At 70.0% G+C, this 25,702-nt stretch carries 22 protein-coding genes; 14 read left to right on the top strand and 8 right to left on the bottom strand.

Annotated features, from left to right (window positions below; all coding sequences use genetic code 11):
- Positions 1-47: 47 nt before the first annotated feature.
- A complete protein-coding gene (locus E6C64_RS11060; RefSeq protein WP_136427592.1) occupies positions 48-1,586 on the bottom strand; it encodes an FAD-dependent oxidoreductase in 1,539 nt (512 codons plus the stop codon).
- Positions 1,583-2,995, bottom strand: a complete 1,413-nt coding sequence (locus tag E6C64_RS11055; RefSeq protein ID WP_136427591.1) for a GH1 family beta-glucosidase — start codon at positions 2,993-2,995, stop codon at positions 1,583-1,585. Before E6C64_RS11055 ends, E6C64_RS11060 begins: the two co-directional genes overlap by 4 nt.
- Before the next feature lie 156 nt (positions 2,996-3,151).
- Between E6C64_RS11055 and E6C64_RS11050 the strand changes: the two genes are divergently transcribed.
- The 4 genes from E6C64_RS11050 to E6C64_RS11035 all read left to right on the top strand — a co-directional run bounded on the left by E6C64_RS11050 (position 3,152) and on the right by E6C64_RS11035 (position 7,786).
- Complete coding sequence (locus E6C64_RS11050) at positions 3,152-4,117, top strand: carbohydrate ABC transporter permease (protein WP_136427590.1); 966 nt, start codon at positions 3,152-3,154, stop codon at positions 4,115-4,117.
- Positions 4,117-5,043, top strand: a complete 927-nt coding sequence (locus E6C64_RS11045; protein ID WP_136427589.1) for a carbohydrate ABC transporter permease — start codon at positions 4,117-4,119, stop codon at positions 5,041-5,043. Before E6C64_RS11050 ends, E6C64_RS11045 begins: the two co-directional genes overlap by 1 nt.
- A 333-nt stretch (positions 5,044-5,376) precedes the next feature.
- Entirely contained in the window at positions 5,377-6,756 is a 1,380-nt protein-coding gene (locus tag E6C64_RS11040; RefSeq protein WP_136427588.1) for an ABC transporter substrate-binding protein, read from the top strand.
- Positions 6,757-6,844: 88 nt separating this feature from the next.
- Complete coding sequence (locus E6C64_RS11035; RefSeq protein WP_136427587.1) at positions 6,845-7,786, top strand: aminoglycoside phosphotransferase family protein; 942 nt, start codon at positions 6,845-6,847, stop codon at positions 7,784-7,786.
- Positions 7,787-7,835: 49 nt separating this feature from the next.
- On the opposite strand, the gene E6C64_RS11030 is transcribed toward E6C64_RS11035, so the two are convergent.
- Complete coding sequence (locus tag E6C64_RS11030; protein WP_136427586.1) at positions 7,836-9,731, bottom strand: MBL fold metallo-hydrolase; 1,896 nt, start codon at positions 9,729-9,731, stop codon at positions 7,836-7,838.
- Positions 9,728-11,629 carry an alpha-galactosidase gene (locus E6C64_RS11025; RefSeq protein ID WP_136427585.1) on the bottom strand — a complete coding sequence of 634 codons (1,902 nt, stop codon included), beginning with the start codon at positions 11,627-11,629 and terminating at the stop codon, positions 9,728-9,730. The genes E6C64_RS11030 and E6C64_RS11025 overlap by 4 nt, the downstream gene beginning before the upstream one ends.
- A gap of 97 nt (positions 11,630-11,726) precedes the next feature.
- Between E6C64_RS11025 and E6C64_RS11020 the strand changes: the two genes are divergently transcribed.
- Together E6C64_RS11020 and E6C64_RS11015 are read left to right on the top strand one after the other, a co-directional pair.
- Entirely contained in the window at positions 11,727-12,653 is a 927-nt protein-coding gene (locus E6C64_RS11020; protein ID WP_136427584.1) for a cation diffusion facilitator family transporter, read from the top strand.
- 23 nt (positions 12,654-12,676) lie between these two features.
- Complete coding sequence (locus E6C64_RS11015; protein WP_332908230.1) at positions 12,677-13,078, top strand: hypothetical protein; 402 nt, start codon at positions 12,677-12,679, stop codon at positions 13,076-13,078.
- Positions 13,079-13,091: 13 nt separating this feature from the next.
- Here E6C64_RS11015 and E6C64_RS11010 read toward each other — a convergent pair whose 3' ends face one another.
- Positions 13,092-14,225 carry a zinc-binding alcohol dehydrogenase family protein gene (locus tag E6C64_RS11010; protein ID WP_136427583.1) on the bottom strand — a complete coding sequence of 378 codons (1,134 nt, stop codon included), beginning with the start codon at positions 14,223-14,225 and terminating at the stop codon, positions 13,092-13,094.
- 100 nt (positions 14,226-14,325) lie between these two features.
- On the opposite strand from E6C64_RS11010, the gene E6C64_RS11005 reads away from it, so the two are divergent.
- The 4 genes from E6C64_RS11005 (at position 14,326) to E6C64_RS10990 (ending at position 18,917) form a co-directional block, all read left to right on the top strand.
- On the top strand, positions 14,326-14,889 hold the full coding sequence (locus E6C64_RS11005) for a TetR/AcrR family transcriptional regulator (protein ID WP_136427582.1): 564 nt from the start codon (positions 14,326-14,328) through the stop codon (positions 14,887-14,889).
- A gap of 103 nt (positions 14,890-14,992) precedes the next feature.
- Positions 14,993-16,402, top strand: a complete 1,410-nt coding sequence (locus tag E6C64_RS11000; RefSeq protein WP_199241022.1) for a glycoside hydrolase family 30 protein — start codon at positions 14,993-14,995, stop codon at positions 16,400-16,402.
- 86 nt (positions 16,403-16,488) lie between these two features.
- A complete protein-coding gene (locus E6C64_RS10995) occupies positions 16,489-17,172 on the top strand; it encodes a TetR/AcrR family transcriptional regulator (RefSeq protein ID WP_199241021.1) in 684 nt (227 codons plus the stop codon).
- Entirely contained in the window at positions 17,169-18,917 is a 1,749-nt protein-coding gene (locus E6C64_RS10990) for an MDR family MFS transporter (protein ID WP_438941856.1), read from the top strand. The genes E6C64_RS10995 and E6C64_RS10990 overlap by 4 nt, the downstream gene beginning before the upstream one ends.
- Positions 18,918-19,040: 123 nt before the next feature.
- On the opposite strand, the gene E6C64_RS10985 is transcribed toward E6C64_RS10990, so the two are convergent.
- Genes E6C64_RS10985 through E6C64_RS10975 form a run of 3 tightly spaced genes read right to left on the bottom strand, consistent with a single transcriptional unit; the run spans position 19,041 to position 21,957 of the window.
- Positions 19,041-19,901 carry an ABC transporter ATP-binding protein gene (locus E6C64_RS10985; RefSeq protein WP_136427580.1) on the bottom strand — a complete coding sequence of 287 codons (861 nt, stop codon included), beginning with the start codon at positions 19,899-19,901 and terminating at the stop codon, positions 19,041-19,043.
- Positions 19,898-20,968 carry a FecCD family ABC transporter permease gene (locus E6C64_RS10980; protein ID WP_136427579.1) on the bottom strand — a complete coding sequence of 357 codons (1,071 nt, stop codon included), beginning with the start codon at positions 20,966-20,968 and terminating at the stop codon, positions 19,898-19,900. The genes E6C64_RS10985 and E6C64_RS10980 overlap by 4 nt, the downstream gene beginning before the upstream one ends.
- Positions 20,965-21,957: a FecCD family ABC transporter permease gene (locus tag E6C64_RS10975; protein ID WP_233255589.1), complete on the bottom strand. Its 993-nt coding sequence runs from the start codon at positions 21,955-21,957 to the stop codon at positions 20,965-20,967. The genes E6C64_RS10980 and E6C64_RS10975 overlap by 4 nt, the downstream gene beginning before the upstream one ends.
- A gap of 230 nt (positions 21,958-22,187) precedes the next feature.
- Between E6C64_RS10975 and E6C64_RS10970 the strand changes: the two genes are divergently transcribed.
- The 4 genes from E6C64_RS10970 to E6C64_RS10955 form a co-directional block, all read left to right on the top strand.
- The gene (locus E6C64_RS10970; RefSeq protein ID WP_136427577.1) at positions 22,188-23,198 is read left to right on the top strand and encodes an iron-siderophore ABC transporter substrate-binding protein; all 1,011 of its coding nucleotides are present in this window, start codon (positions 22,188-22,190) and stop codon (positions 23,196-23,198) included.
- A 152-nt stretch (positions 23,199-23,350) separates the two neighbouring features.
- A complete protein-coding gene (locus E6C64_RS10965) occupies positions 23,351-24,388 on the top strand; it encodes a Gfo/Idh/MocA family protein (protein WP_136427576.1) in 1,038 nt (345 codons plus the stop codon).
- A gap of 34 nt (positions 24,389-24,422) precedes the next feature.
- Complete coding sequence (locus E6C64_RS10960) at positions 24,423-25,073, top strand: hypothetical protein (RefSeq protein ID WP_136427575.1); 651 nt, start codon at positions 24,423-24,425, stop codon at positions 25,071-25,073.
- Positions 25,074-25,253: 180 nt separating this feature from the next.
- A partial coding sequence (locus E6C64_RS10955; RefSeq protein ID WP_136427574.1) for a DUF1775 domain-containing protein occupies positions 25,254-25,702 on the top strand: 449 nt, incomplete at its 3' end.

Raw genomic sequence — 25,702 nt, 5'->3', positions numbered from 1 at the left:
CGCGGACGGGCCAGCGTCAAAGGTCGTGGCGCGGCGGTCGAACCCCGTCAGCCGTGATGTCGAGGCACCCCGAGAACCGCCCCGTCGGCGACGAGGGCCTCGCGCAGCGCCCGGGGATCGAGGTCGTGGGGCTGCACGTCGGCCCGGATCGAGAGCGCCGCCGCCGTGCCGGCCGCCTGCCCGAGCATCTGGAACTGCGGCTCCATCCGGATCGAGGAGAACGCGACGTGCGAGGCGGAGACGCAGACGGCCGCCAGCAGCCCGCCGACCTCCTCGGGCTGGGGCAGCAGCGCGCGATAGGGAATGCCGTACGACGGGATGCCGACGGAGAGGTAGCCCTCGTTCACCACGTGAGACTGGGGATCCGGGTGCTCCCAGGCGGTGATCCAGGTGCGCTGCACCTCGCGGATGTCGAGGTGGTACGACCCGACGGCGATCGTGTCCTCCGGAAGCCTTCCCGCGCGCAGGTCGGCTTCGGTCAGCACCGTCGCGCCGACCATCCTGCGGGCCTCGCGGACGTACAGCTGGTGCGGAACGTAGGCGGTGTCCGTGAACTCGTCCGCGGCGTAGCCCCACCCCTGCAGCTCGCGACGGATCTCGAGCGGGACGTCCGGATCCCTCGAGAGGAACCAGAGGAACGAGCGCGCGTGCGCCTCGTGCGCTGCCGCGATCTCCGCCCGCGCCGCGGAGCCGCCCTTTGCCCAGCCGCGCCCAGAACCGTCGAGCACGCTCAGCGAGACAGGGCCGAGCGAGTTCGCGTCGCACTTGCCGCCCGGCAAATTCGGCTCGAGGCCGAGCCACCGGCCCGCCGGCTCTGCGGCGCCGCCGACGGCCAGGTAGCGGCGGGCCACCTCCCAATACGCCGGGTCGTAGGCCGGCGGCTCCTCAAACGGGATGCGGTCCGCCGACTGGCTGAGGCACAGCCGGTAGCCGTAGGACATCACATTGCCGTCGCCGCGGCCGACCTCCGCCATGGGCTCCGACACCACCTGGGGGATCGGGGCGCCGTCGTTCCCGAACGGCGACACTCCCCACGGCATCGAGTGCCGTCCCGGGACGATCTCGCGGCGACCGGCGAACTCCTCGCCGTGCAGCGTGCGGTCCTCCCGTCCGATCCGCGTGCTGACGCCGGCGAGCGCGAGCAGGTCGCCCTCGTAGCTCGCGTCCACGAAGGCGCCAGCCGACAGCACGGATCCGTCCCCCAGGACCACGGCGCTCAGCCGCTGCCCGGAACGCTGGACGTCCACGACCCGGGTGCCCATCCGGACCTCGACGCCTGCCCGCTCGAGCCAGGAGCGCAGGATCGACTCCGCGACATGCGGCTCGGGGCCGGCGAACCGGCCGACCGGGACGCCGTAGTGCGCGGCGACGTCGCGACGGAACTCGGCCGCCATCCCGCCGAGCACGCGGACGTCGCCGACATCCGTGTAGCCGAGGCCGCCCGAGACCATGCCGCCGAGGTGCAGGTCCGACTCGATGAGCACGGTCTGGGCGCCGTGCCGCGCCGCAGCGACCGCCGCGCAGACGCCGGCAGCCGTGCCGCCGAACACCACGACCTCCACCGAGTCCCGCGCGATGCCGCTCATCCGAACACGCCGCTGGCGTCCACAGCCGCCTCGTCGCCGAAGTCCTCGGGCACGGCGTCGAGATCCCCGTCGGCGTCGATGAGAGCCGAGTAGTGCCGCGCGCTGTCCTTGATGGTGCGCTGCCCGGTCGGATAGTCGACGAAGACCAGGCCGAACCGCGGGCGGTATCCGAGGGCCCATTCGAAGTTGTCCAGCAGCGACCAGTGCAGGTAGCCGGCGAGCGGGACGCCCTGCCGCACGGCCTCCGCCATGGCGGCGATGTGGGCGCGCAGGAAGCGGATGCGGCGCACGTCGTGCACCCGGCCGTCGTGCTGCGGCGTCTCGTTGGAGGTCAGCCCGTTCTCCGTGATGAGGATCGGCACGGCCGGGTAGTCCGCCTTCAGCCGCAGCAGCAGGGCGAGCAGCGCCTCCGGCACGATCTCGGTGCCCTCGTCGGTCAGCCGCGACTCCTCCGGGGCGCGCACCACCTGCCAGGGGAACGACCGATTCGGCCCGACCTCGGCCGCCGTCATCACGCGGCGCGTGTAGTAGTTGAGGCCGAGGAAGTCCATCCGGCCGCCGATGGCCGCCTCGTCCCCGTCGCGGATGAAGTCGAGCGGCCCCGCCACCCGTTCCCAGTGCGCGCGCATGTCGTCCGGGTACTTCCCGAGGAACAGCGGATCCAGGTACCAGCGGTTGACGTAGCCGTCGCTGCCGATCGCCGCCGCCCGATCCTCCGGGCTGTCGGACGCGGGCACGCACGGCAGCAGGTTGGGGCCGGCGCCGATCCGGCCTGACGTGAGCGGGCGCATGGCGTCGTACGCGGCGCCGTGGGCGAGCAGGATGTGGTGCCCCGCGCGCACGCTCGATGCCAGATCGGCGAGTCCCGGAGCGTGCAGTCCCAGCTGGTAGCCCAGCAGCTGCACGATCCACGGCTCGCACTGGGTGATCCACCAGGGGATCCGATCCCCGAGTCGCTCGGCCACCGCGGTCGCGTAGTGCACGAAGGCGTCGACGCTGCCTCGGCCGAGCCAGCCGCCCTCGTCCATCAGGGCCTGCGGCATGTCCCAGTGGTTGAGGGTCAGGACCGGCGTGACACCGCGCTCGAGCAGTCCGTCGACGAAGCGCTCGTAATGGTCGAGCGCGCGCGGCTCGATCCGTCCCCGTCCGTCGGGCACCACCCGCGACCACGCCGTGGAGAACCGGTAGGCGCCGAGCCCCAGCTCCGTGATGAGATCGAGGTCGTCCCGCCAGCGTCGGTACGAGTCGGTCGCGATGGATGCGTCGCCTCCGCCCTCGATCGCGCCGGGAATCCGAGCGAACGAGTCCCAGATCGAGGCGCCTCGACCGTCGGCGTCGAGCGAGCCCTCGGTCTGATACGCGCTCGTGGCGGCGCCCCAGAGGAACCCGTCCGGGAAGGGAGTGCTCATCGTGCGCCCCCGTGCGGGGCTTGCAGGAGTTGACCGGTCCGACTTATGCTCCTCGTTAGCGTCATGTGGAATCGTTACCACATTTGGCCGTCGCAGTCGACGACCCTCACGAGCGGAGCCGCCAATGAACCCGACCAGCCTCCGGGCGGTCTCCCCATGACCGCGACACTCGCCGCGCCGTCCGCGACCGACCCGGCACCGACGCCGGTCAAGGTCAAGAAGCCGCGGAAGTACAACCGCAACGAGGCCATCGCGGGCTATCTGTTCATCACCCCGTGGCTCATCGGGTTCCTGATCTTCACGCTCGGCGCGATGATCTACAGCCTGGTGATCTCCTTCAGCCACTACCAGCTGGCGACCAACACCTCGCGGCCCGCCGGGCTGTCCAACTACCAGGCGCTGCTCGAAGACCCGAAGGTGCTCATCTCGCTGGGCAACACGCTCTTCTACGCGGTGCTGGCGGTCCCGCTCGAGATCATCTTCGCCCTGTTCCTCGCCTCGCTGCTCAACCGGGTGGGCAAGGGCGCGGGCATCTTCCGCACCCTCTACTACCTGCCCAAGATGACCCCGGCGGTGGCGACCGCATCGGTGTTCTTCCTGTTGCTCAACGGCAACCAGGGCGCCATCAACAAGGGCCTCGCCGTCTTCGGCATCCAGGGCCCCCAGTGGCTGCTCGACCCCAACTGGGTCAAGCCGTCCATCGTGCTCATGACGCTGTGGGGCGTGAGCGGCACGATGGTGATCTTCCTCGCCGCCCTCAAGAACGTCCCGCGCGACCTCTATGAGGTGGCCGAGATCGACGGGGCGGGGCCGATCAGACGGTTCTGGTCGATCACCCTGCCGATGATCTCCGGATCGCTGTTCTTCAACGTCATCGTGCTGACCATCGCGGCGCTGCAGACCTTCGATCAGGCCTATCTGCTCTTCTATCGCGACCAGGTGCAGGGGGCGTCCGACTCGTCCCTCTTCTATGCGGTCTACCTCTTCCAGCAGGCGTTCCGTCAGTTCAACTTCGGGTTCGCCGCCGCGATGGCCTGGCTCATCTTCGTGATCATCATGCTCATCTCGCTGATCCAGGTGAAGGTCGGCAACCGGTTCGTCTACTACGAAAGCGAGCGGTGATGACCGTCGACGTATCCGCTGCCGGCCCCATCGTCTCGACCGCCGGCAAGGCCGAGCCCTCGATCCGCAAGGCCCCGCCCCGCATCGGCTCGCGCATCGGCGCGGTCGTGCGCTGGGCGCTCCTGATCCTGTTCTCGCTGCTGTTCCTGTACCCGTTCGCCTGGCTGCTCGCAGCGAGCTTCAAGCCGCGGGGTCAGGTGTTCGACAACGCGCTGATCCCTCAGACCTTCCAGCCGCAGAACTACGCGGACGTGTGGGCCGAGCTTCCGCTCGTGAACTGGGTGGGCAACAGCCTGCTGATCGCCATCCTGGCGGCCGGCTTCGTCACCGTGTCGAGCTCGCTCGTGGCGTGGGGCTTCGCCTACTACCGGTTCCCCGGACGCACGGCCCTGTTCGGCGTCGTGCTGGCGACCATGATGCTGCCGGGCGCGGTGACCCTCGTGCCGCAGTACCTGATCTGGAACAACCTGCACCTGGTGGGAACCAACATCCCGCTGTGGGGGATGAACCTGTTCGGGTCGGCGTTCTACATCTTCCTGCAGCGGCAGTTCTTCCTCGGCCTGCCGAGGGAGACGTTCGAGGCGGCACGGGTCGACGGAGTCGGCCACTGGGGGATGTTCTGGAGGATGGTGTTCCCGCTCTCCATCCCGTCGTTCATCATCGTGTTCCTGTTCGAGTTCCAGGCGAGCTGGAACAACCTGCAGGCGGGACTGATCTACCTCAACGCCGGCTCGGAGACGGGCTACACCGTCCCGCTCGGCATCGCGTCGGCGATGACCCGGTACAGCCCCACCAACGGCGGTCACGGCGACTACCAGTTCGTCATGGTGGCAGCGCTCCTCGTGACGCTGCCGATGCTCATCCTCTTCGCCTTCGGCCAGCGCTACTTCATCGAGGGCGTCGCCACTCAGGGGCGCAAGGGCTGATCTTCCGCGAGGCGTGCCGACGGCTCCGTCGGCACGCCTTCGTGCGCATCCGGCCGCTGATCGCGATGCCCGCCGGCCTCGGCGCCGATCCGGGCTGCGACGTGTCGGCGCGCATTCTGGGATCGATTCCACCCCGGATCCTGAATTTTGCTCATGACCGAGGTGCCGGTTGATAACGGTTCGGCTACCACGCCCCGGTAATACGGGCAAGAGACTTGTCCAAGAGGTGATGCTGAGGTACCGTCACCGATGTGGGATGGTTCCCACATTCGGTCATGATCGAGGAACCGGGTAGCGACGACGCGACCGGGGCACCGTCCGAGAGGAATTTCAATGAAGAAGACCAAGCAGCTCCTGCTGTCGGCGACGGCAGGGCTCGCGCTCGTGGCTCTCGCCGCATGCAGCGGCGACAGCGGCGGAGGGGGCACCACCGGTGCCGACTTCGCGAAGGACTACAAGGGGACCCTGAGCGTCTGGGGCTTCGAGAACGCCGACGAGGTCGGCACGTCTCGGCTCGACTACGCAGAGGGCGTCGTCGGCAAGAGCGACACGACCGTCGACCTCGACGCCTCCGCCTTCGACGCGCAGAAGTTCACCACCCGCGCCGCCGGTGGCAGCATCCCCGACGTCGTGCAGATGGACCGCCAGTTCGTGGCCACCTACGCCGCGCAGGGCCTGATCATGCCGCTCGACAAGTGCTTCTCGCTCTACGGCGTCGAGCCCGACTCGTACTGGTACCCGCAGGTCGTCGACGACGTGACCTACGACGACGCCGTCTACGGCGTGCCGCAGTTCTACCAGCCGCCGGCCATCCTGCTGAACGAGCGCGTCATGGCCGCCGCCGGCGTCACCGATGCCGACATGGACACCTCGAACCCCGAGGCCTTCCTCGCCGCGATCAGCAAGATGACCAAGCTGGACGGCTCGAACCCGAGCGTCATGGGCTTCGACCCGCAGGGCGTCGGCAAGGCCGGCCTGTGGATGCTGAGCTTCGGCGGCAAGACCATCGACGCGGACGGCAAGCCGGCGCTCGACGACCCGAACAACGCGAAGGCGATCGACTTCCTCAAGGAGATCTACGACGCCCAGGGCGGCTACGCGAACGCGAAGAGCTTCGTCGACTCGTTCGACGTCTTCGGTGACAACAACTCCTACGTGGCCGACCAGGTCGGTGGCGCGGTGTTCGACCAGTGGTACGTGAACGTCCTGACCCCGTATGCGGACCAGGTGCAGATCGGCGCTGTTCCGCTCAACACCCAGGACGGCCAGCCGTTCACCGTCGCGAGCGGCACCTCGTTCGTGATCCCGACCGCGGCCAAGAACCCGTCGGCAGCCTGCGCCTACGTGCTCGCACTCACCTCGACCGACGCGTGGAACGCTGCGGGTGAGGCCCGCGACGCCACGACCCAGGCCGACGAGTCGCGTCACGGCATCAACGCGGGTCTGTTCACCGGCTCGCCGGAGAACGACCAGACCCTGCGTGACGCCTACGTGAAGACCACCGACTACCCCGGCTTCGACCAGGCGATCGGCACCTACTACGACGTCGCCTCCAGCGGCCAGTCGTTCGGCTCCTCGCCGGCAGGCCAGCAGATCCAGACGGAGCTGCAGAACGCGGTCACCTCGGCGCTGCTCGGTGAGAAGCCATCCGCGGACGCTCTGAAGGACGCGCAGGCTGCTGCACTGCGTGCCTACGACCAGGTGGCCGGCTGAGCCTCGGCTCGCACCGGTTCGGGGCGGACGGTCTCTTCGGAGGCCGCCCGCCCCTTTCACGTCCCGCACCTTCGGATCGGAGTTCGACATGCAGCGGGAGCCGCTCGACTACGACGCGTTCCTGGCGCACCGCACGGTGAGTCGGCTGCGCACCGAAAACGGGGCGGTCATCGAGAAGGTGACCGCCGGGCGCGATCTCGCATCTCCGTATCTCTCCGACAATGCCGAGCGCGAGCATGCGGCGTACACGTCGGGGCTGCTCGCCGATCTCGGGCCGATCCGCGCACCGCGTCTGATCGAGGCGCGGCGCGACCCGGACGGCTCGGTGACCCTGCTGCTGGAAGAGGTCGCGCACGAGGGTGGGCGGCCGCTCGGCGCCGATGCTCTGGTCGCCGCGGCGCATGACCTGGGCGGCATGGCGGCCCGGTTCCTCGACGACGTCCCCGACCTGCCGTGGCTCTTCTCCGGCTGGATCGACCGGCACAGCCAGCCCGGCGCCTGGGCCGAGGGGATCGAGGTGCTCGCCCGCACGGGATCGCCCGCCCTGCGCCTGATCGGTGCGCAGGGCGACGTGCGGGAGATCCTGGAGGGCCTGCCCATCACCCTCTGCCATCACGACGCCGTCGGGGCGAACGTGCTCCGCTCGGCGGGTCGCACCGTGCTCATCGACTGGGAATCCGTGGGGCCGGGGCCGGTCGGGGCGGATCTCGCCTCACTGCTCGAGGCGTCCGCCCGGCGCGGCGACGCATCGGCGCACGTGGTCCGTCGCATCCTCCCGGATACGGTCGAGGCCTACGCGGCGGGGCTCGGCGGGCGGGTGTCGACCCTCGACGTGCAGACGGGACTGGACGCGGCGATCTGCCTGCGCTGGAAGCTCGCGCGCGACGTCGCCGTGACCGTGGAGACCGGCGAGCCCGCACGTCGGGGGAGTGCGCCGCAGGAGTCTCCGGAAACCGCCCTCGATGAGCTGCGCACGGCGACGGTCATCCTGCTGGAGGCGGCTGAGCGGCTCCTCGGACCGGTCCGATAGCTTAGCGCCCGCTGAGATTAGAGCCCGCTTAGCTCAGCGCCCTCTGCGATCAGCGCACGTCGACGAGAGCCTCGGCATGCTGACCGAGGCGGAGGTCGCCGATGGTGACGTCGGCCGCGACCCGTGCGCGGGAGGCGGGCTGGGCGCCGCAGATCAGCTCGAATTGGATCTCCCGCTCCTCTCCCGGCTGGAGGAGCACGGGAGCGATGCTGTCGGCCGACCACCCGTCCGGCACGACGATCCCGATGGTCGCCTCGGCCGCCGTCGGATGCGGATTGCGCACAGTGGCGACGAACGCCGCGGTGCTCCCGGACGCGAGCGACGATCGGTATGGCGTGATCCGGCAGAGCACCCCGTCCGCGCCGAGGTCGAGCTCATCGAGGGGGAGCAGCTCCCGGTGGACCGCCTCGAGTCCGTCCACGGCCTCCTGCAGGAAGTCGAGGTAGCCCGGCTCCACCTCGCGCGGCTCCCAGTGCCCGCTGAGCAGCAGACCTGGCGCGATCCTGCGGTACAGCTCGACGCTGCGGGGGTAGTCGCCGAGTCGGAAGCGGTTGCGGTACTGGTAGTTGAGCACCTCGTTGCGCTCGCCGGGGATGCCGAGCCCCTCCTGCTGATCTCCGGTGAACAGGACCGTCATCCCGTCGACGGTCACCTCGAACGCCGCGGCGAATAGGGTGTGGCCCGGCTGGTCGTGCACGGTGATCTCGTACTCGTTCCACCGGATCGTCTCCCCGACGGGGATGGAGCGGTCCACCACGATCGGGTCGTACCACTGGGCGGGGAGGTCGTGCTTCCACGGGTCGGCGAGGATCGGTGCCACCGTGCTCGACGCCCAGAGCTCCGCCCCCTCCACGTCGCGCAGCAGCAGCATTCCGGCGACATGGTCGTCGTGGTAGTGGGTGGCGAGCATCGCCGAGATGCGGCTGACCCCGAACTGCGCCTTGAGGCCGGGCAGTGACGCGAGCCACGGCCGTCGGCCGGCCCGGTCCTGGCCCGTCGGGATGGCCGTGGTCATGTCGTAGCCGTAGTCGACGAAGAGGGCCTCGCCGGTGTCGGACAGCAGGGCGTAGCCCGTCGACAGGCTGGAGCGGTTGAGCAGCAGGTGCGGGCTGATCGCCACGTACGGTCGCCGGAGCCGATCCTCGAGGTCCCACGGCTGCTCGCGTCGGGCGTCCACGTAGCGCTGCATCCGGGCGGCCAGCTCGGCGAGCGCCGACAGGGGATCGGCCATCGGCCGACCGTGCGAGGGCAGCAGCAGATCGGGCCTCTCATCGGAGAGCAGGTGGCAGCTGAGCACCGTCATCCCCGGTCCCTCGTTGGCCGTGTAGCTCCACTGCGTCGCGGCCAGCGACCAGACCTTGCCGGGCGCGTAGATCAGGTCGCCGGTGAACGCGATCCGGGTGCTCTCCCGCTCGAGCAGGTAGGTCACCGATCCGATGGTGTGGCCGGGCGTTGGGATGGGACGCAGCCGGACGCCGCCCGCGACGAAGCTCCGATACTCGGGGACGACCGCGTGCACGGCGACCGGCTCGAGCAGCGAGAAGCGGTCCTGGCGCAGGTTGTAGTCGTTGTCGAGCTGGCGCATCCGCCACATCTCGTCGACCCGTTCGAACAGCTCGACCTCCACGGGCGGCACGTGGATGCGTGCGCCGTGCGCGACGGCGAGCGGAAGGCCCTGTGCCTGATCGCGGTGGTGGTGGGTCATCAGCACATCGGTGATCCGGTCGATGCCGAGTTCGTCCAGGTGCGAGAGCACGGCACCCGCGCCGAAGTCGATGGCCACCGCGGTGCGCTCGCCGCCCTCGCCCGCGGCATCGCCTGTCGACGCGGGGTCCGAACGGTCGGAGCCGGCGACGATCAGGTAGACGTTGCAGGTGTCGCGGATCAGCCAGACGCCGGGCGCGACCTCCGAGGGTGTGTTACCCGCAGTGGGCTGCCGGCTCATCGAATCCCGTCCCGATAGCGCTGCCAGCTCGCGGCCACGCGGTGCAGGTCCTCCGAGCCGATGACTTCGCCGGTGCGATCCATCGACTCGACGTAGTAGAGGGCGGGCACGCCGAAGCCCGGCTGCGCCTCGGAGTAGGCGAGCCACTCCGCCCGGTTGGGCATCGGCCATTGATCGGTGTCCACCAGGTGGTGGGGGAGCGCGCGGGTCGCGACCCCGTGCCGCATGGCCAGCTGATCGATCACGGGAACCGGCCGACCGTGGGCGTCCTGCTTCGAGACGTCGTTGAGGCGAACCATGTCGCAGATGTCCGCGAAGGAGGGATGCACGGCGTGCGCGATCAGCAGAGCGTCGGGCTTGGTCGCTCGGGCTGCATCCGCGATGGTGCGCAGAAGCAGGTGGAGTGCGGCGATGCCCCAGACGCCGGGGGTGCCAGTGAGGCTCCGTCCGCTCGGACCGCGCTGGGTGAAGTCGATCTTGAAGCCGTCGGCATCGAGGCCCTCCGGGGAGAGCAGATGCTCGACGATCGCGCTCAGCCGGGCGCGATACGCGGCGCTGCCAGCATCGACGCTCACGGGTTCGCCGATCGCGTTGCGCACGCATTCCTCGGCGGGCACGCCCTCCGGGTCCCAGGCCTTCCACCAGAGCAGGACCTTGCGGCCTTCGGCGTGGCGGGCGTCGATCCAGCCTCGCAGGTCGGGCCAGTGATCGGTGTCGACCTCTCCTGTGCCGTAGGAGCTCTGCCACCTGTCGTCGATGACGATGGTCCCTGGCTCGATGCCGTGGTCGGACAGTCGGGACAGCAGCTGGTCGTAGACGTCCGCGCGGGCGAAAGCCGGCGCACGGAGATCCTCCTCCACCTCCACACGGGAGTGGACCGGTGCCAGCAGCTCGTCGAAGGGGTCGGCGGGATCGAACACGGGGGCCGACAGATCCGCGGCGAGAGCGTTCTCGGCGGATCGGTTGGCAGCGGCGGAGCGTGCGCACTGGGCGCCCCATCCGCAGAAGATCGGCTCGCTCCACCAGGCGTGCCGCTCGCCGGTCGGCCCGAGCGGCGCGAAGCCGTGCGTGACGAGATCATCGCGGTATTCGTCGAGCACCGTCCACCCGGTGGCGACCGGCATGATCACGAGGGTGGGGGAGACCCACGCCCCATCGGCCACCGTGTGCCCCTCGTAGTCGAGCTGCAGCTGGAATCCTCCGTCGAGCGGCAGGTAGCGGAACGCGGTGAAGCCGAGCTCCTCGACGGGGGATCGCAGCCAGGCGGCGAGCCAGTCTCCGTCGGGAGGGGTGGTCGGATCGACGGCGGCCTCGCGCGAGAAGCCGTAGGCAAGCGGCGGGGGAGAGAAGACGGCGTTGAGGCGCCCGGGATCCGCATCGCCGACCACGGCGAGCGACGCCGCGCTGACCGCGGGACGCACGAACTGCACCGGCTCGGTCGCGGCCGGGGCGAGCAGTCCGGCGAAGCCGATCTCCGATCGGAACTCCCCGCTGGCCGCATCGGGCATCGCGCCGCGGCCGCCGAGGAGGGTGACCGTGTCGATCGGACCGCTGCCGGTGATCTCGGTGCGCAGCTCGATCCGGTCGGGCAGGCAGCGGAGCACGACGGTGCGGGACGGCCAGAGCGAGCTGACGGCGTCGACGCGCAGCTCGATCGCGGCGGACCCATCCTCCGTCAGCTCGTGGGCGGAGATGCCCTCGATCCGATAGGTCTCATCCGATCCGGAGGTCGAGTGCACCGACGACAGCAGGCTGAGATCCGACCAGATTCGACCGTCGGCATCGCAGAGGCGGGCATAGGGGGCGTGTCGTCGATTGTCCGGTGCGTCTCCGATCTCGAGGCTGTAGGCATCTGCGCTGATGAGGATGCGCCGACCGGCGCGGTCGAGGACGAGCATCTCTCAACCCTATCTGAGATCGTTCCCACATTTGCGAGGATCCTTCGGCAATCCCTCCCGCTATGGTTCGGCGCCGCCCGTCCGGCAGGATGAACCAGTGAGCACATCAGGTGGCACCCGCGCGATCATCGCCGCACTCTCCGCGAACCTTGGCATCGCGGTGGTCAAGTTCATCGCCGCCTTCTTCTCCGGCTCGGCCTCGATGGTCGCCGAGGGGGTGCACTCCCTCGCCGATTCGGCCAACCAGGTGCTGCTGCTGATCGGCGGACGGCGCTCCCGTCGCGCCGCGGACGACGAGCATCCGTTCGGCTTCGGACGCAGCCGCTACGTCTACGCGTTCGTGGTCTCGATCATCCTGTTCTCGGTGGGCGGCGTCTTCTCGCTCTACGAGGGCTACGAGAAGATCGTCGAGCCGCACCCGCTGGAGATCCCGTGGCTGCCCGTGCTCGTGCTCGTCATCGCGATCGCTCTCGAGTCCTTCTCGCTGCGCACCGCTGTGAAGGAGGCCAACCACACCCGCGGCGACCAGTCATGGGTGCAGTTCGTGCGGCGGGCCAAGGCCCCCGAGCTGCCGGTCGTCCTCCTCGAGGATGTGGCGGCGCTGATCGGACTCGTGCTCGCCCTCGGCGGCGTCGGCCTCTCCTGGGCGACGGGGGACGGGCTCTGGGATGGCATCGGCACCCTCGCCATCGGCGTCCTGCTCGTCGCGGTGGCCGTGGTGCTCGGCATCGAGACCAGCAGTCTCCTGGTGGGCGAAGGCGCCAGCCGCTCCGATCGGGGCAAGATCGCGGCCGCGCTCGTCGCCAGTCCGGGCATCGACTCCGTCATCCACATGAAGACGCTCTACCTCGGGCCCGACGAGCTGCTCGTCGGAGCCAAGGTCGCCCTGCCCGCCGCGGCGACGCTCGCCGAGATCTCCGCGACCATCGACATGGCCGAGGAGCGCATCCGCGCGGCGGTCCCCGTGGCGCGGGTCATCTACATCGAGCCCGACGTGCTGCGTCAGCCCGCGCCGACCTCCTGATTCGCGCAGCTGTGCCAGAAGCTGTGCCAGACGACGTGCCGGGAGGTGTGCCCGAGAGCGTGCCTGGGGACTGGAGTGAGCACCGCCGCGGGATGGATCGCGAGCTGCTCGGCTGGATCCGGCCGGCCGGCGAGGGCTTCATCGCGGTCGACCTGCTGGGTCGCGAGGCGTCCGGCGTGCTCGACTGGCTCGAAGCGGAGGAGCTCCTCGATGAGCTCGGCATCTCCTATCTCGCGGATCCGTACGAGCTCCTCCTCGACGACGGCGACTGGCATCGGGTCCGCCTCGCCGAGGTGTCCCCGCAGGAGATCCGCGTCAAGAAGGACGACTGGGGCGACATGTCCGCCTCACAGCTGTTCCACTCGCTGCCCTTTCCCGCGCCTGAGACGCTTCGCCGAGCGGTCGTGGAGCCCCCGCCTCGTTGACCGTCGTCCTGGATCAGAGTGTGACGACGACCTTCTGGGCGGAGACTCCAGCTCGGAGGCGCACGACGGCGTCCTGGATGGCGTCGAGGCCGTCGCCCACCACCATGGGCTCGGGGCGGGGCAGGAAGCCGCCGGCGGCGAGCGCGCCGGGCAGATAGTCGCGCCAGATGGCGGGACCGACCTCGTCGTCCCGAAGGCTGCTGCCCCAGATGAAGCTCGTCCGCACTCCGGCCACCCGCGCACGGATCATGAGGCCGGTCATCGAGGCACCAACCCGCCCGAAGACCGGCACCATCGCAGGGAACAGCCGCTTCCGCGCCGCGAGCGCCTCGAGGCTGAGCGGGGTGCTCGCCATCGCCAGCCGCCCGCCCCGGTCCAGCAGCCGCAGCGCGGCTCCTGCGGATCCCGCACCGACGGCGAGGGCCGAACGGAGTGGGGTCGCGCCCAGATGTCGGCGGATGTCCTCGATCACCGATGGTCCGCGGTAGTCGAATACGGCCTCGGCGCCGAGGGAGCGGACGAAGTCGAAGTTCCGGGGTGAAGCGGTGCTGATCACCCGGTAGCCCGCCTCCGTGGCCAACTGCACCGCTGCCGAGCCGACGCTTGTCGACCCGCCCCAGATGAGCACGGTCTCCGGGCCCGCCGGTCGTTCGTGTGGCTCGCCGTCGGCCGTTGGGCTCTCGGGCAATCGCAGTCCAAGGTTCTGCTGCTGGAAGAGTCCGCACGCGGCGGTCGATACGGCCAGCGGGAGCACGGCCGCGGAGCTGTAGTCCATGCCGTCGGGAAGAGGCGCGGTCAGCTGCTCGAGGAGCGCGGTGTAGAGCTGGAAGCCGCCTTCGTGTCGGGTGTCCCGACCTCGATCCGTGCCCGTCGCCAGGCCGACGACGCGATCGCCGATGCGGAATCGGGCGACGCCCTCGCCGACGGCGGTCACCTCGCCCGCGACGTCCGTGCCCAGCACTGTGGGGCCCGAGAGCCAGCGGTAGGTCACCTGGCCGGTCCCCTGGATGATCCAGTCCAGCGGATTGATCGCGACCGCGCGCACCCGCACAATGACCTCGCCGAATGCCGGCCGTGGCATCTCGGCGGGGCCGACGGTGAGCCGCGTACGCGGTGCGAGGAGCCACGCGGCGGAGTTCTCGGGCATCGGAAGCCTTTCAGGCGAGCGGAGACCCGCCTGATGGCACGTCGTGTCATCACTATACGGCCAGTGATGACATCGCGTGTCATCGGGTAGGGTGACCGCCATGAGCAGGTGGGCGCCGGATGCGAGGGAGCGACTCCGCGAGGCCGCGATCGAGCTCTTCGCCGAGCAGGGCTTCGCGGCGACGACGGTGCCGCAGATCGTCGAGCGCGCAGGGCTCACCACCCGCACCTTCTTCCGGCACTTCCAGGACAAGCGGGAGGTGTTCTTCGGCAACGCCCAGATCCCCGATCTGGCGGAGCGGATGCTGGCCGACGCGCCGCCTGGAGGCGACCCGCTCGCCCTGATCATGGACGCGCTTCGAGCGGTCGCACGCGAGCGCTTCGATCCGCGCCGCGATCAGGTGGTGATGGCTCGCCGGGTCATCGAATCCGATTCCGGGCTCCGTGAGCGCGACCTTCAGAAGAGGGAGGCGCTCGCGCGCGCGATCAGGAGCGGATTCCTGCAGCGAGGCGAGCCGCCGATGGTGGCGATGTCGATCGCGGCCGTCGCGGTGGACATCCTGCACATCGCCCTGGAGACCTGGGGTGACGACCCCGACAGGCGTCCCATGGAGCCGCATCTCGATGCGGCCCTCGGCGGCATGCGGGCCGTGTTCGCGCACTGAAGGCTCGACCTGCGCTGTCGTGTGCTCCTCGCGCTGTCCGCTCTCATCGGTGCTTCCTCTGCCCGGCGGCCTCTGCCCGGCGGCCTCGCGATACCGTGATCGCATGACCGCGACGCCTGCCTCCGACGGATCTCCCAGCATCACCTGGGTCGTGACGACCGAGGCCGAGCCGTGGGTGTCGAAGCAGGCGCCCGCGCTCGGGGCGCCGACCGGCATGCCCGACATCATCCTGCGGACCGACGCCCCGCAGCAGCCCATCGAGGGATTCGGTGCCTCGTTCAACGAGCTCGGCTGGACCTCGCTGGCCGCGCTGTCGCAGGCCGATCGGGACGAGGTCATGCGCGAGCTCTTCGCTCCCGGGGTGGGCGCCAACCTCGGTCTCTGCCGGATGCCGCTCGGCGCCAACGACTTCTCCCGCGACTGGTACTCCTACGACGAGGTGGACGGCGACTTCGCCCTCGAGCACTTCTCGATCGAGCACGACCACGAGACTCTCGTGCCGTTCATCCGCGCAGCACGGCAGCACCAGCCCGAGCTGCGGCTCTGGGCCTCGCCGTGGAGCCCGCCGACCTGGATGAAGACGAACGGGCACTACGCGGCCGCGATGCCGCACCTCGCGTTCTCCACTGTGGAGAACGGACTGAAGCCTGAGCAGGTGGGCCATGAGGGCACCGACATGTTCGTGCAGGACGACGCCTATCTCGCGGCCTATGCGGAGTACTTCGGCCGCTTCATCGACGCCTACCGCGAGCTGGGCATCCCGATCGGGATGGTCATGCCCCAGAACGAGTTCAACTCGGCCCAGGTCTTCCCGAGCTGCACCTGGACCCCCGAGGGGCTCGCCCGCTTCCTGCGTCATCTCGGTCCGGCGATGGCGGAACGCGACGTCGAGGTCTTCCTCGGCACGCTCGAGCGCGCAGACGACACGATGGTCACCGCGGTCCTCGGCGACGAGATCGCAGCGCCGTTCGTGCGGGGCGTCGGCGCGCAGTGGCACGGGAAGGGGGCCGTCCCCTTCCTCCATCACGATCACCCGGAGCTGCGGCTCTACCAGACCGAGCAGGAGTGCGGCGACGGCAGGAACGACTGGCGCTTCGCCCGCTACGCCTGGACGCTGATGAAGCACTTCTTCGACAACGGCGCGCGCGCCTACATGTACTGGAACATCTCCCTCGCCGCAGGCGGCGTCAGTCGCTGGGGCTGGGCGCAGAACTCCCTCGTGACCGTGCGCGCGGGCGACGATGCCGAGGCCGCGACGTTCACCTGGAACCACGAGTACTACCTGCTCAAGCACGTCAGCCACTTCGTGCAGGCCGGCGCGCACGTCGTGAAGGCGCTCAGCTACACGGGCTGGGAGAACGAGCTCGTCTTCGTGAATCCCGACGGCAGCACCGTGATCGTGATCCACAACGACTCGGCCGTGGAGCAGACGCTGAACATCCTCGTGGGAGACGCGGTGTTCGCGCCGACGCTGCCCGCCGACTCGTTCAGCACGTTCATACTGAGCGCCTGACGCACGGGTCTTCCGGCCGTTCTGGGGGAGGTGACACTCCGTCCTCCGGATTGCACTCTGTTGGACATAGTGCAATACTGCACTCTGTGACCGAAAGTGCAATTGCGAGTCGTGCCACCGAACGACGGCTCGCCACCTCGAGCAGGCTGACCGAGGTGTCCCGCCGGCTCACCGCCGAGCGCGGCCTCACCGGATTCACCATCGAAGAGGTGTGCAGCGAGGTGGGCGTGTCTCGCCGGACGTTCTTCAACTACTTCCCGAGCAAGGAGGACGCCGTCTTCGGCGTCGATGAGGTCGACGAGGCGCGACGCTTCGCCGAGGACTTCCTCGCTCGCGGGTCCCGCGGCTGGAGCGCGGTCCTCGATGACCTCATGGACTCCATCCGCGGCTTCGCCGAGCATGTAGGCCTCAATGCCGACGACCACGTCGTCTTCATGAGGGTGCTGGAGCGCGAGCCGAAGCTCCTCGCCCGCTTCATCGGCCAGGGCCGCCTGCGCGATGCCGCCATCGTCGAGCTCGTGGCCCTGCGGGAGGGTGTCGCACACGACGACCGGAATGCCCGAGCCGCCGTCGCGATCATCTCCACGGTCATGAACTCCGTCGGCTCGCGCCTCACCGATCCGCACGTCTCCGAGCACTTCGCCGAAGAGCTCGACGCCACCCTCGCCGCCATCCGCGTGGTGCTCGACACCGCTGTGCTCGACCCTGCTGCGACGAACCCTGCTGCTCTCGACCCTGCTGCGACGAACCCTGAAAGGGCATCCCGATGACCGCCACCGCCATGAGCTCCACGCAGAGCGAGGGGCCGATGCTCCTCACTCAGCGTCGGATCTGGATCATCTTCGCCGCCCTCATCTCGGGCATGCTGCTCTCCAGCCTCGACCAGACCATCGTCTCCACCGCGATGCCGACCATCGTCGGCCAGCTCGGCGGGGTCGAGCACCAGGTGTGGCTGACGACCGCGTATCTGCTGGCGACCACCATCGTCATGCCGGTCTACGGCAAGTTCGGCGACGTGCTCGGCCGACGGCGCCTGTTCCTCGTCGCGATCGCGCTCTTCACCATCGCCTCGGTGGGCTGCGCCTTCGCGGGCGACTTCACCCAGCTGATCGTCTTCCGCGCCATCCAGGGCCTCGGCGGCGGCGGCCTGATGATCCTGTCGCAGGCGATCATCGCCGACATCGTGCCCGCCTCGCAGCGCGGCAAGTACCTCGGTCCGCTCGGCGCCATCTTCGGCCTCTCGGCCGTCGGCGGTCCGCTGCTCGGCGGCTTCTTCGTCGACCACCTGACCTGGCAGTGGGCGTTCTACATCAACATCCCCATCGGCATCGCCGCCTTCGCGGTCGCCTTCTTCACGCTCAAGCTGCCCAACAAGCGCGCGGATCAGCCGATCGACATCCTGGGGGTGGTGCTGCTCTCGGCGTTCACCACCTGCCTCATCTTCTTCACCGACTTCGGCGGCGACGACGATCACGGCTGGGGCGCCCTCGAGACCTGGGCCTTCGGCGCCGGCCTCGTGGTGGCGGCGCTGCTCTTCGTGCTCGTCGAGTCGAAGGCCAAGGATCCGATCATCCCGCTGTCCCTGTTCAGGAACCCCACGTTCATGAACGCGACGCTCATCGGACTGACGCTCGGCCTCGGCATGTTCTCCGCCATCGGCTTCATCCCGACCTTCCTGCAGATGTCATCGGGCACATCCGCTGCGGCGTCCGGCCTGCTCATGCTGCCGATGATGGCCGGACTGATCGGCACCTCGATCGTCTCGGGCATCCTGATCACCCGCACCGGGCGCTACAAGCTGTTCCCGATCCTCGGGACGCTCATCACCGCCGGCGCGATGGTCGCGATGACCACCCTGAGCGCGGACACCCCCATCTGGCTGATCTGCGTCTTCCTGTTCGTCTTCGGCGCGGGCCTCGGCCTGATCATGCAGGTCGTCGTCCTGGTCGCCCAGAACTCGGTCAGCCCGGCGATGATCGGCACCGCGACCAGCACGAACAACTACTTCCGCGAGGTCGGCGCATCGCTCGGCGTCGCCGTCTTCGGCACGATCTTCACCACCCGTCTCACCGACAACCTCACCTCGGTGTTCGCCGGTGCGGGCGCCAGCTCGGCGGATGCGGCCAACTCGACGGCCACGCTCGACCCGCAGACGCTGAGCCAGCTGCCCGACGCGATCCGCGACGGGGTCGTGACCGCCTACGCCGATGCCCTGGCGCCCGTGTTCTGGTACCTGCTGCCGTTCATCGGCATCGCCTTCCTGCTCTCGCTCTTCCTCAAGCAGATCCCGCTGTCCGACGTCGCCGGGCTGGTCGCCCGGGGCGAGGCGATCGGCGGCGACGAGGCCGAGGCGCTCGAGTCGGCCCAGCGAGCGAGCGCCGGCAAGGCCGGCTCGCCGAAGGCCGGCGCCGCGAACGCGGCCGACGCGAACGCGGCCGACGCGAAGGCGGACGCTGCAGATCTAGACGCTGCAGACTCCGAGTCGACTACAGAGGAGATTAGCTCGCACCGATGACGTGAACTGCCCAGTTCTGCCGCCTGGAACACGTTTCCAGCGGCAGAACTGGGCAGCTCGCTCGTCCTGCCGGTCGCCGTCCTGCGGGCCGCTCGTCCTGAGGGGCGCCGTGCAGTAGGTCGATCAGCGGGGGACGACGAGCGGACCGCCGGTCACCGGGTCCGCGATGACCACGCACGGCAGCTCGAACACCCGCTCGATGAGCTCCGCGCTGATCACATCGGCCGGCGCTCCGGTCGCCACGATCCGACCCTCCTTCATCACGATGAGATGGGTCGCATAGCGCGCGGCCTGATTGAGGTCGTGCAGCACGGCGGCGATCGTGGTGCCCTGCTGGTGCAGGCGGGCGAACAGGTTGAGCAGGTCCATCTGGTGCGAGATGTCGAGGTACGTCGTCGGCTCGTCCAGCAGCAGGATCGGAGTCTCCTGCGCGAGCGCCATCGCGACCCAGGCCCGCTGCCGCTGACCGCCCGACAGCTCTGCCACCGGGCGCGCGGCCAGCTCGGTGAGGTCGGTCGCCTCGAGCGCCTCGTCGACGGCGATGCGGTCGCGGGCCGACCACTGTCGAATCAGGCCCTGGTGCGGATAGCGGCCCCGCCGGACGAGGTCGACCACGGTGATGCCGTCGGGCGCGACGGAGCTCTGGGGAAGGAGCCCCACCGTGCGGGCGACCTGCTTGGGCGGCAGTGAGGCGATGTCCCTGCCGTCGAGCAGCACCGATCCGGCCGTCGGCTTCAGCAGCCGGGAGAACGAGCGCAGCAGGGTCGACTTCCCGCAGGCGTTCGGGCCCACGATCACCGTGAAGGACCCGTCGGGGATGGCCGCGGAGATCCCCTCCGAGACGGTCCGCCTGTCGTAGCCGAGGCGGGCGTCCACGGTCTGCAGTCGCGCCTCGCCGGGCGTCGGGATCGCTGCCGTCGGGTTCGCTGCCGTCGGGTTGGCTGGAGTCCGGCGGCCGGATGCTCCGCGTGCGGTGTCGGTCATCGCTGCCCCCGCGCTTCGTGCACGAGCAGCGCGAGCAGGTACACGCCGCCTCCGATGATGGTGACCACCCCTACGGGGATCGGAGTCGGCGGCAGGTGCTGGGCGACCATGTCCGCGCTGAGCAGCAGCAGCGCGCCGACCAGCGCCGAGCCGACGAGGGGGATTCCGGGCGAGCGCGCGATCCGATGCGCGATCTGCGGCGCAGCCAGCGCGACGAAGGCGATGGGCCCGCTGATGGCGGTCACGAGCGCGATGAGTGCCACTCCGAGCACGAGGATGGTCAGCCTCGATCGCTCGACCCGCACTCCATGCGCGCGGGCGGCATCATCGCCGAGCTCGAGCTGACGCAGCGGACGGGAGACGAGGAACACGGCGGGGGTCAGCACCGCCAGCGCGATCGCGACCGGCACGAACTGGCTCCAGCCGACGAGGGAGAGCGAGCCGGCGCCCCAGAACGACGCCTCCATCGCCACCTCGGTGCTCGCTCGGCGCAGCAGCAGGGTATTGGCGGACTGCAGGATGGCGGTGACCCCGATGCCCACGATGATGAGCCGGAAGCCGTGCACCCCGCGGCGGTAGGCGAGCACGTAGGCGAGCAGTGCGGAGACGAGGCCTCCCGCCACCGCCCCGACCGCGACGGGAGCGAACGACGTTCCCGCCAACGTGAGAACCAGCAGAGCTCCGGTGTAGGCGCCGGTGGAGAACCCGATGATGTCGGGGGAGCCCAGCGGGTTGGCAGTCAGGGTCTGGAACAGGCCGCCCGAGACCGCGAGGGCCGCGCCGAAGACGAGGGCGGCGAGCACACGCGGCAGTCGCCATTCGAGCACGATGGTGGTCGCGAATCCGCCGTCCGTGGTGAAGGCGGCCTGCACCACCTGCACGGGATCGAGCGGGAAGTCTCCGAGGCCCAGCGCCACGAGGGCGAGCAGGACGCAGCCGATCGCCAGCGCGAGCACGACGGTGCGAGATCGCAGGCGCGGCGGCCGCACGGGGCGGGTCGCCCCAGGGCCGGCAGTTGTCGGGGCCGCGGACGCCGGCCGCGACCCGAGCGTCGCGCCGCCTGTCATGGCGCGATCACCGCCCTGCGTCGGGCCAGTGCGATGAGGGCCGGGGCTCCGAGTGCGGCCGTCACGATGCCGACCGGGATCTCCCCGGGCGGGAGGATGACGCGGCCGAGGACATCGGCGACGAGGAGCAGGCTCGGGCCCAGCACGATGCACAGCGGGAGGATCCAGCGCTGATCGGGGCCGGCGATCCATCGGGCGACATGGGGGATCATCAGCCCGACGAAGACGAGCGGACCGGCGACGGCGGTCGCGCCGCCGGCCAGGAAGGCGATGGCAAACGCGGCCAGGAGGCGGACCAGTCCCACGCGCACGCCCAGCGCGGCCGCGCGATCCTCGCCGAGCGCCAGTGAGTTGAAGGATCGGGTCAGTATCAGCGCGAGCACGGCGCCGACGGCGAGCAGCGGCAGCACGGGGAGCAGGTCGTCCCAGCCGCGCCCTTCGAGGGCTCCTGCCTCCCACGAGCGGACGGCGTCGAAGCGGCGCGGATCGGCGAGCACGATGGACGAGGTGATGCCGATGAAGACGGCGCCCAGCGCGACGCCCGCGAGCGTCGTCCGGGCGGGCGAGCCGCCGTCCCGGCCGATGGCTCCGATGAGCGAGACGGCGATGACCACGACGAGAGCGCCGCCGAACGCGTACCAGCGGTAGTCGCTGGCCGAGTCGACGCCGAGGAAGCCGACCGCGACGGCGACCGCGAACGCGCTTCCTGGAGTGATGCCGAGCACACCGGGGTCCGCCAACGGGTTGCGGGTCACCGCCTGGATCACCCCGCCGGACAGACCGAGCGCCGCGCCCGCCGCGATCGCGACGGCCGTCCGGGGGACCCGGAGATCGAGGACGACCGCCGCATCCGTGGTGGCTCCCGGGTCGCCGAACAGGGCAAGCAGCACGGTGGAGAGGGGGACAGGACGGGAGCCGACGGTGATGCTCAGCCAGGTCGCGACGAGCAGCAGGACCGCTGCTCCGACCGCTCCGGCGACCCGTGCCACTGTGCGACGAGAGCTCGGACGGATCGGCGGAGCACCGTCATCCTGGGCCTCGGAGATCGCCGGATCGATCGAATCATGCCGATTCCGGGCGCGCCGAATGTCCGTCTCGGGTTCCCGTCGGGCCGCGGGAACGGGCTGGCTCATGCAGCTCAGCTTAGGCTAGCCTCACCTTCCAAGCAGCCGCTCAACCTCACATTCCTGCAGCCGACACGAAAGCGATATCCACACAGATGAAGATCCGATCCTTCCGCCACGCCGCGCCCGCTCTGGCAGCGCTGGCCGCTGCGACGGTGCTGCTCGCCGGGTGCAGCACCGGCGATGCCCCGGCCGGCGACGCAGCGAGCGGCTCCGCAGCCTCCACCGGCGCCTTCCCGGCGACCGTGACCACCAAGTTCGGCGATGTGACCGTCGACGAGGAGCCCCAGCGCATCGTCGCCCTCGGCTGGGGCGACGCCGAGACGGCCCTCGCCCTCGGCTTCCAGCCGGTCGGGGCGTCCGACTGGCTCGGCTTCGGCGGAGACGGGGTCGGCCCATGGGCCGAGGACCTGTACGACGAATCGCCGGAGATCATCGGCACTCTCGAGCCCTCGTACGAGGCGATCGCCGCACTCGAGCCCGACCTGATCCTCGACGTGAAGGGGTCTGGCGACCAGGAGCGCTACGACCGACTCTCCTCGATCGCCACCACGATCGGCGTTCCCGAGGGCGGCGACAGCTACCTCACCGACTGGCAGGACCAGATCACCATGATCTCCACCGCCCTCGGCGTGCCCGACGAGGGCGAGCAGGTCATCGCCGACGTCGCGCAGGCGACCGCCGACGCGGCCGCCGCGCATCCGGAGTGGGCGGGGCTCACCGCGTCCGCGGCCACGAAGACGAGCGAGGGCTGGGGCGCCTACGTCGAGGGCGGCGAGCGGGTGCAGCTGCTCGAGGATCTCGGCTTCGTGCAGAACCCGGACATCGCCGCGCTGCCGGCCAACGCGGGCGGCTTCTCGGTCGACATCTCGACGGAGCAGCTCGACGTGCTCGACGCCGACGTCATCGTGGCGTTCCCGATCTTCATCGAGACGACGGAGATCACCGACGACCCGCTGTGGCAGCAGATCCCCGCGGTCGCGGCCGGCCATTCCGTGGTCATCGACGGCGACATCTCGGCGGCGTACTCGCTGGGTACGTCGCTGGCCCGCGTCTACGCGGTCGAGCAGCTGGTCCCGCTGCTCGAGGCCGCGACCGCTTCCTGATCGGAGCCCGACCTGCGCATCGCGCGGCCCCGCCGTTCATCCGAGCGGCGGGGCCTTCGCGTTCACGGGTGGCCCGCTCACCGGCCGAACACGGGGGATGAACCCCATATGCCGAATCGCGCATATGAGCACGGTGGGCCAGGATGAGGCTCATGAATTCACCGCTGAGCGTCGGCATCATCGGCTTCGGACTGGCTGGCCGGGTCTTCCACGCACCGTTCATCGCGACCCACCCGGATCTCGAGCTCGCGCTGGTCGCGACGAGCAGCAGCGAGCGTGCCGCCGAGGCCCGTGCCCAGCATCCGGGCGTCGAGATCGTGGCATCGCCCGATGATCTGCTGGACCGGGCGGGCGAGCTCGATCTGGTCGTGCTCGCGTCTCCCGCACACGTGCACCTCGAGCAGGGGCTCGCGGCGTTCGCCGCGGGAGCGAGCGTGGTGGTGGACAAGCCGTTCGCTCCCTCGGTCGATGCGGCCGAGCAGCTGATCGCGGCCGCGGAGAGCGCGGGCAGGCTGTTGGCGGTGTTCCAGAACCGCCGCTGGGACGGCGACTTCCGCACCGTGCGGCGACTCGTCGACGAGGGCGCGCTCGGCGCGGTGTTCCGCTTCGAGTCGACATTCGAGCGGTGGGGCGGTCCGACCCGGCAGCGCTGGCAGGACACCACGACCATGGAGCAGGGCGCCGGCATCACGTTCGACCTCGGCAGCCACCTGGTCGATCAGGCGCTCCAGCTGTTCGGGCCGGCCAAGCTCGCGCGCGCCGAGCTGCGCATCGTGCGCGACGGCGGTGTGAGCGACGACGACGCGGTGCTGATCCTCGAGCACGACGGCGGCGTCGTCTCCCATCTCATCGTGAGCCGGGTCGCCGGCCAGACCGGCCCCCGGTTCCGGGTGCTCGGCTCCGAAGCCGCCTACTCCGTGGACGGACTCGACAACCAGGAGCCGTTCCTCAAGGAGCAGCGCTGGCCGGGGTCGGAGGGCTTCGGCGTCACCCCGGAGCACGAATGGGGCCGGATCGGCGTGGGCGAGGAGCTCCGCTCCGTTCCCACCGAGACCGGGGACTACCCGGCCTTCTACGCCGCGGTCGCTGCCAGCATCCGGACGAGGAGCCCGTTCCCGGTGGATCCGCGCGACGCCCTCGCGGTGGTGCGGATCCTCGAGGAGGCGCACCGCCTGTCGCCGGTCGGCTGAGCGCCTGGGCGCGTCCCGATATCCTGAAGGCGACATGCCAGCCACGCCGACCTCGGATGCGACGCGCGATGCGCTCGCGTCCCGCGGGGTGCGGACGGTGCGCGCCGCTGTCGCGTCGAGTCTCGCGGTCTTCGTCGCCCTGAGCTTCCACGTCCTCGGCGGAGGATCGGCGCCCGCCCCGATCGTGCTCGTCGCCGCTCTGGGTCTCGCTCTGCCGGCCGCCCTGCTGCTGATCGGCCGCCGCGTCTCCACGGTGCGGCTGGGGGCAGTGGTGGTCGTGGCTCAGGCTCTGCTGCACGCGCTGTTCAGCATGGGGATGACCGGTTCGCTGACGCGCGCGGGCATCGGCGCCCATCTCGATCACCTGCAGCCGACGCCGCTCGCGATGCCGCTCATGGAGAGCGGCTCGTCGGGATCGGGCCTGCTCGATCTCTCCACCGGGATGACGGTCGCCCACCTGGCCGCAGCCGGCATCACCCTGCTCGCGCTCCGGTGCGGAGAGGGCGCCTTCTGGTCGCTGGTGCTGCGCGCGACATGGGTTCTCCGTCGGCTGCGTCCTTTGGTCAGGACGGCCACGGCTCCCGTTCGTCGATCCGCCCCGGCCGCCGAAGGCATCGGCAGGCTCCGGGCGCAGCTGCTCGCCTGGAGCTCCCTTCGCCACCGCGGGCCACCCCTGCCGCTCTGACGTTCATCGCTCTCCGGGTGGCTCTCCTGCACCCGGGCCGGCCCCGTCCACCCCTTCGCGGGCCGACGGGCTCACCCCCAGCGCGCGGGCGATCGCTCGCCGCTGAAGCACCGAACAGCGCTCCCACGGCCGGCCGTGCCGCCTCGGGATCGCGCTGTCCGCACTCTCGAAGGACCACGCATGCCCCGCACCATCAGATCCCGACGTCCCCACTCCACCCTTCGATCCGCCGGCCCAGGGTCCGTCAGCCCAGGGTCCGCCGGCCCCGGATCCACTGCCATCCGCGGAGCAGGGATCGCGGTCGTCGCACTCGCTCTCGCGCTCGGTGCGCCGCTCGCCGCGAGTGCGCACGTCCACGTCGACCCCGAGAACGCGGAGCCGGGGGAGTACGCCTTGCTCACCTTCCGGGTGCCGAACGAGTCGGCGACCGCCACCACGACCTCGGTCGAGATCCAGCTGCCCACCGACACCCCGTTCAGCTACGCGGCCGTGGAACCGGTCGAGGGCTGGGACGCCCAGGTGGTGACCAGTGAGCTGCCCGCACCGGTCGACGTCGATGGAACCACGATCTCCGAGGCGCCGACGAGCATCCTGTTCACGGCGACGGGCACGGGCATCGGCGACGGCGA

The sequence above is a fragment of the Naasia lichenicola genome (genome assembly GCF_004801885.1).
GTDB lineage: Bacteria > Actinomycetota > Actinomycetes > Actinomycetales > Microbacteriaceae > Naasia > Naasia lichenicola.
The sequence above is the reverse complement of the archived record's forward strand: the minus strand, read 5'-3'. Positions and strand labels throughout refer to the sequence as shown.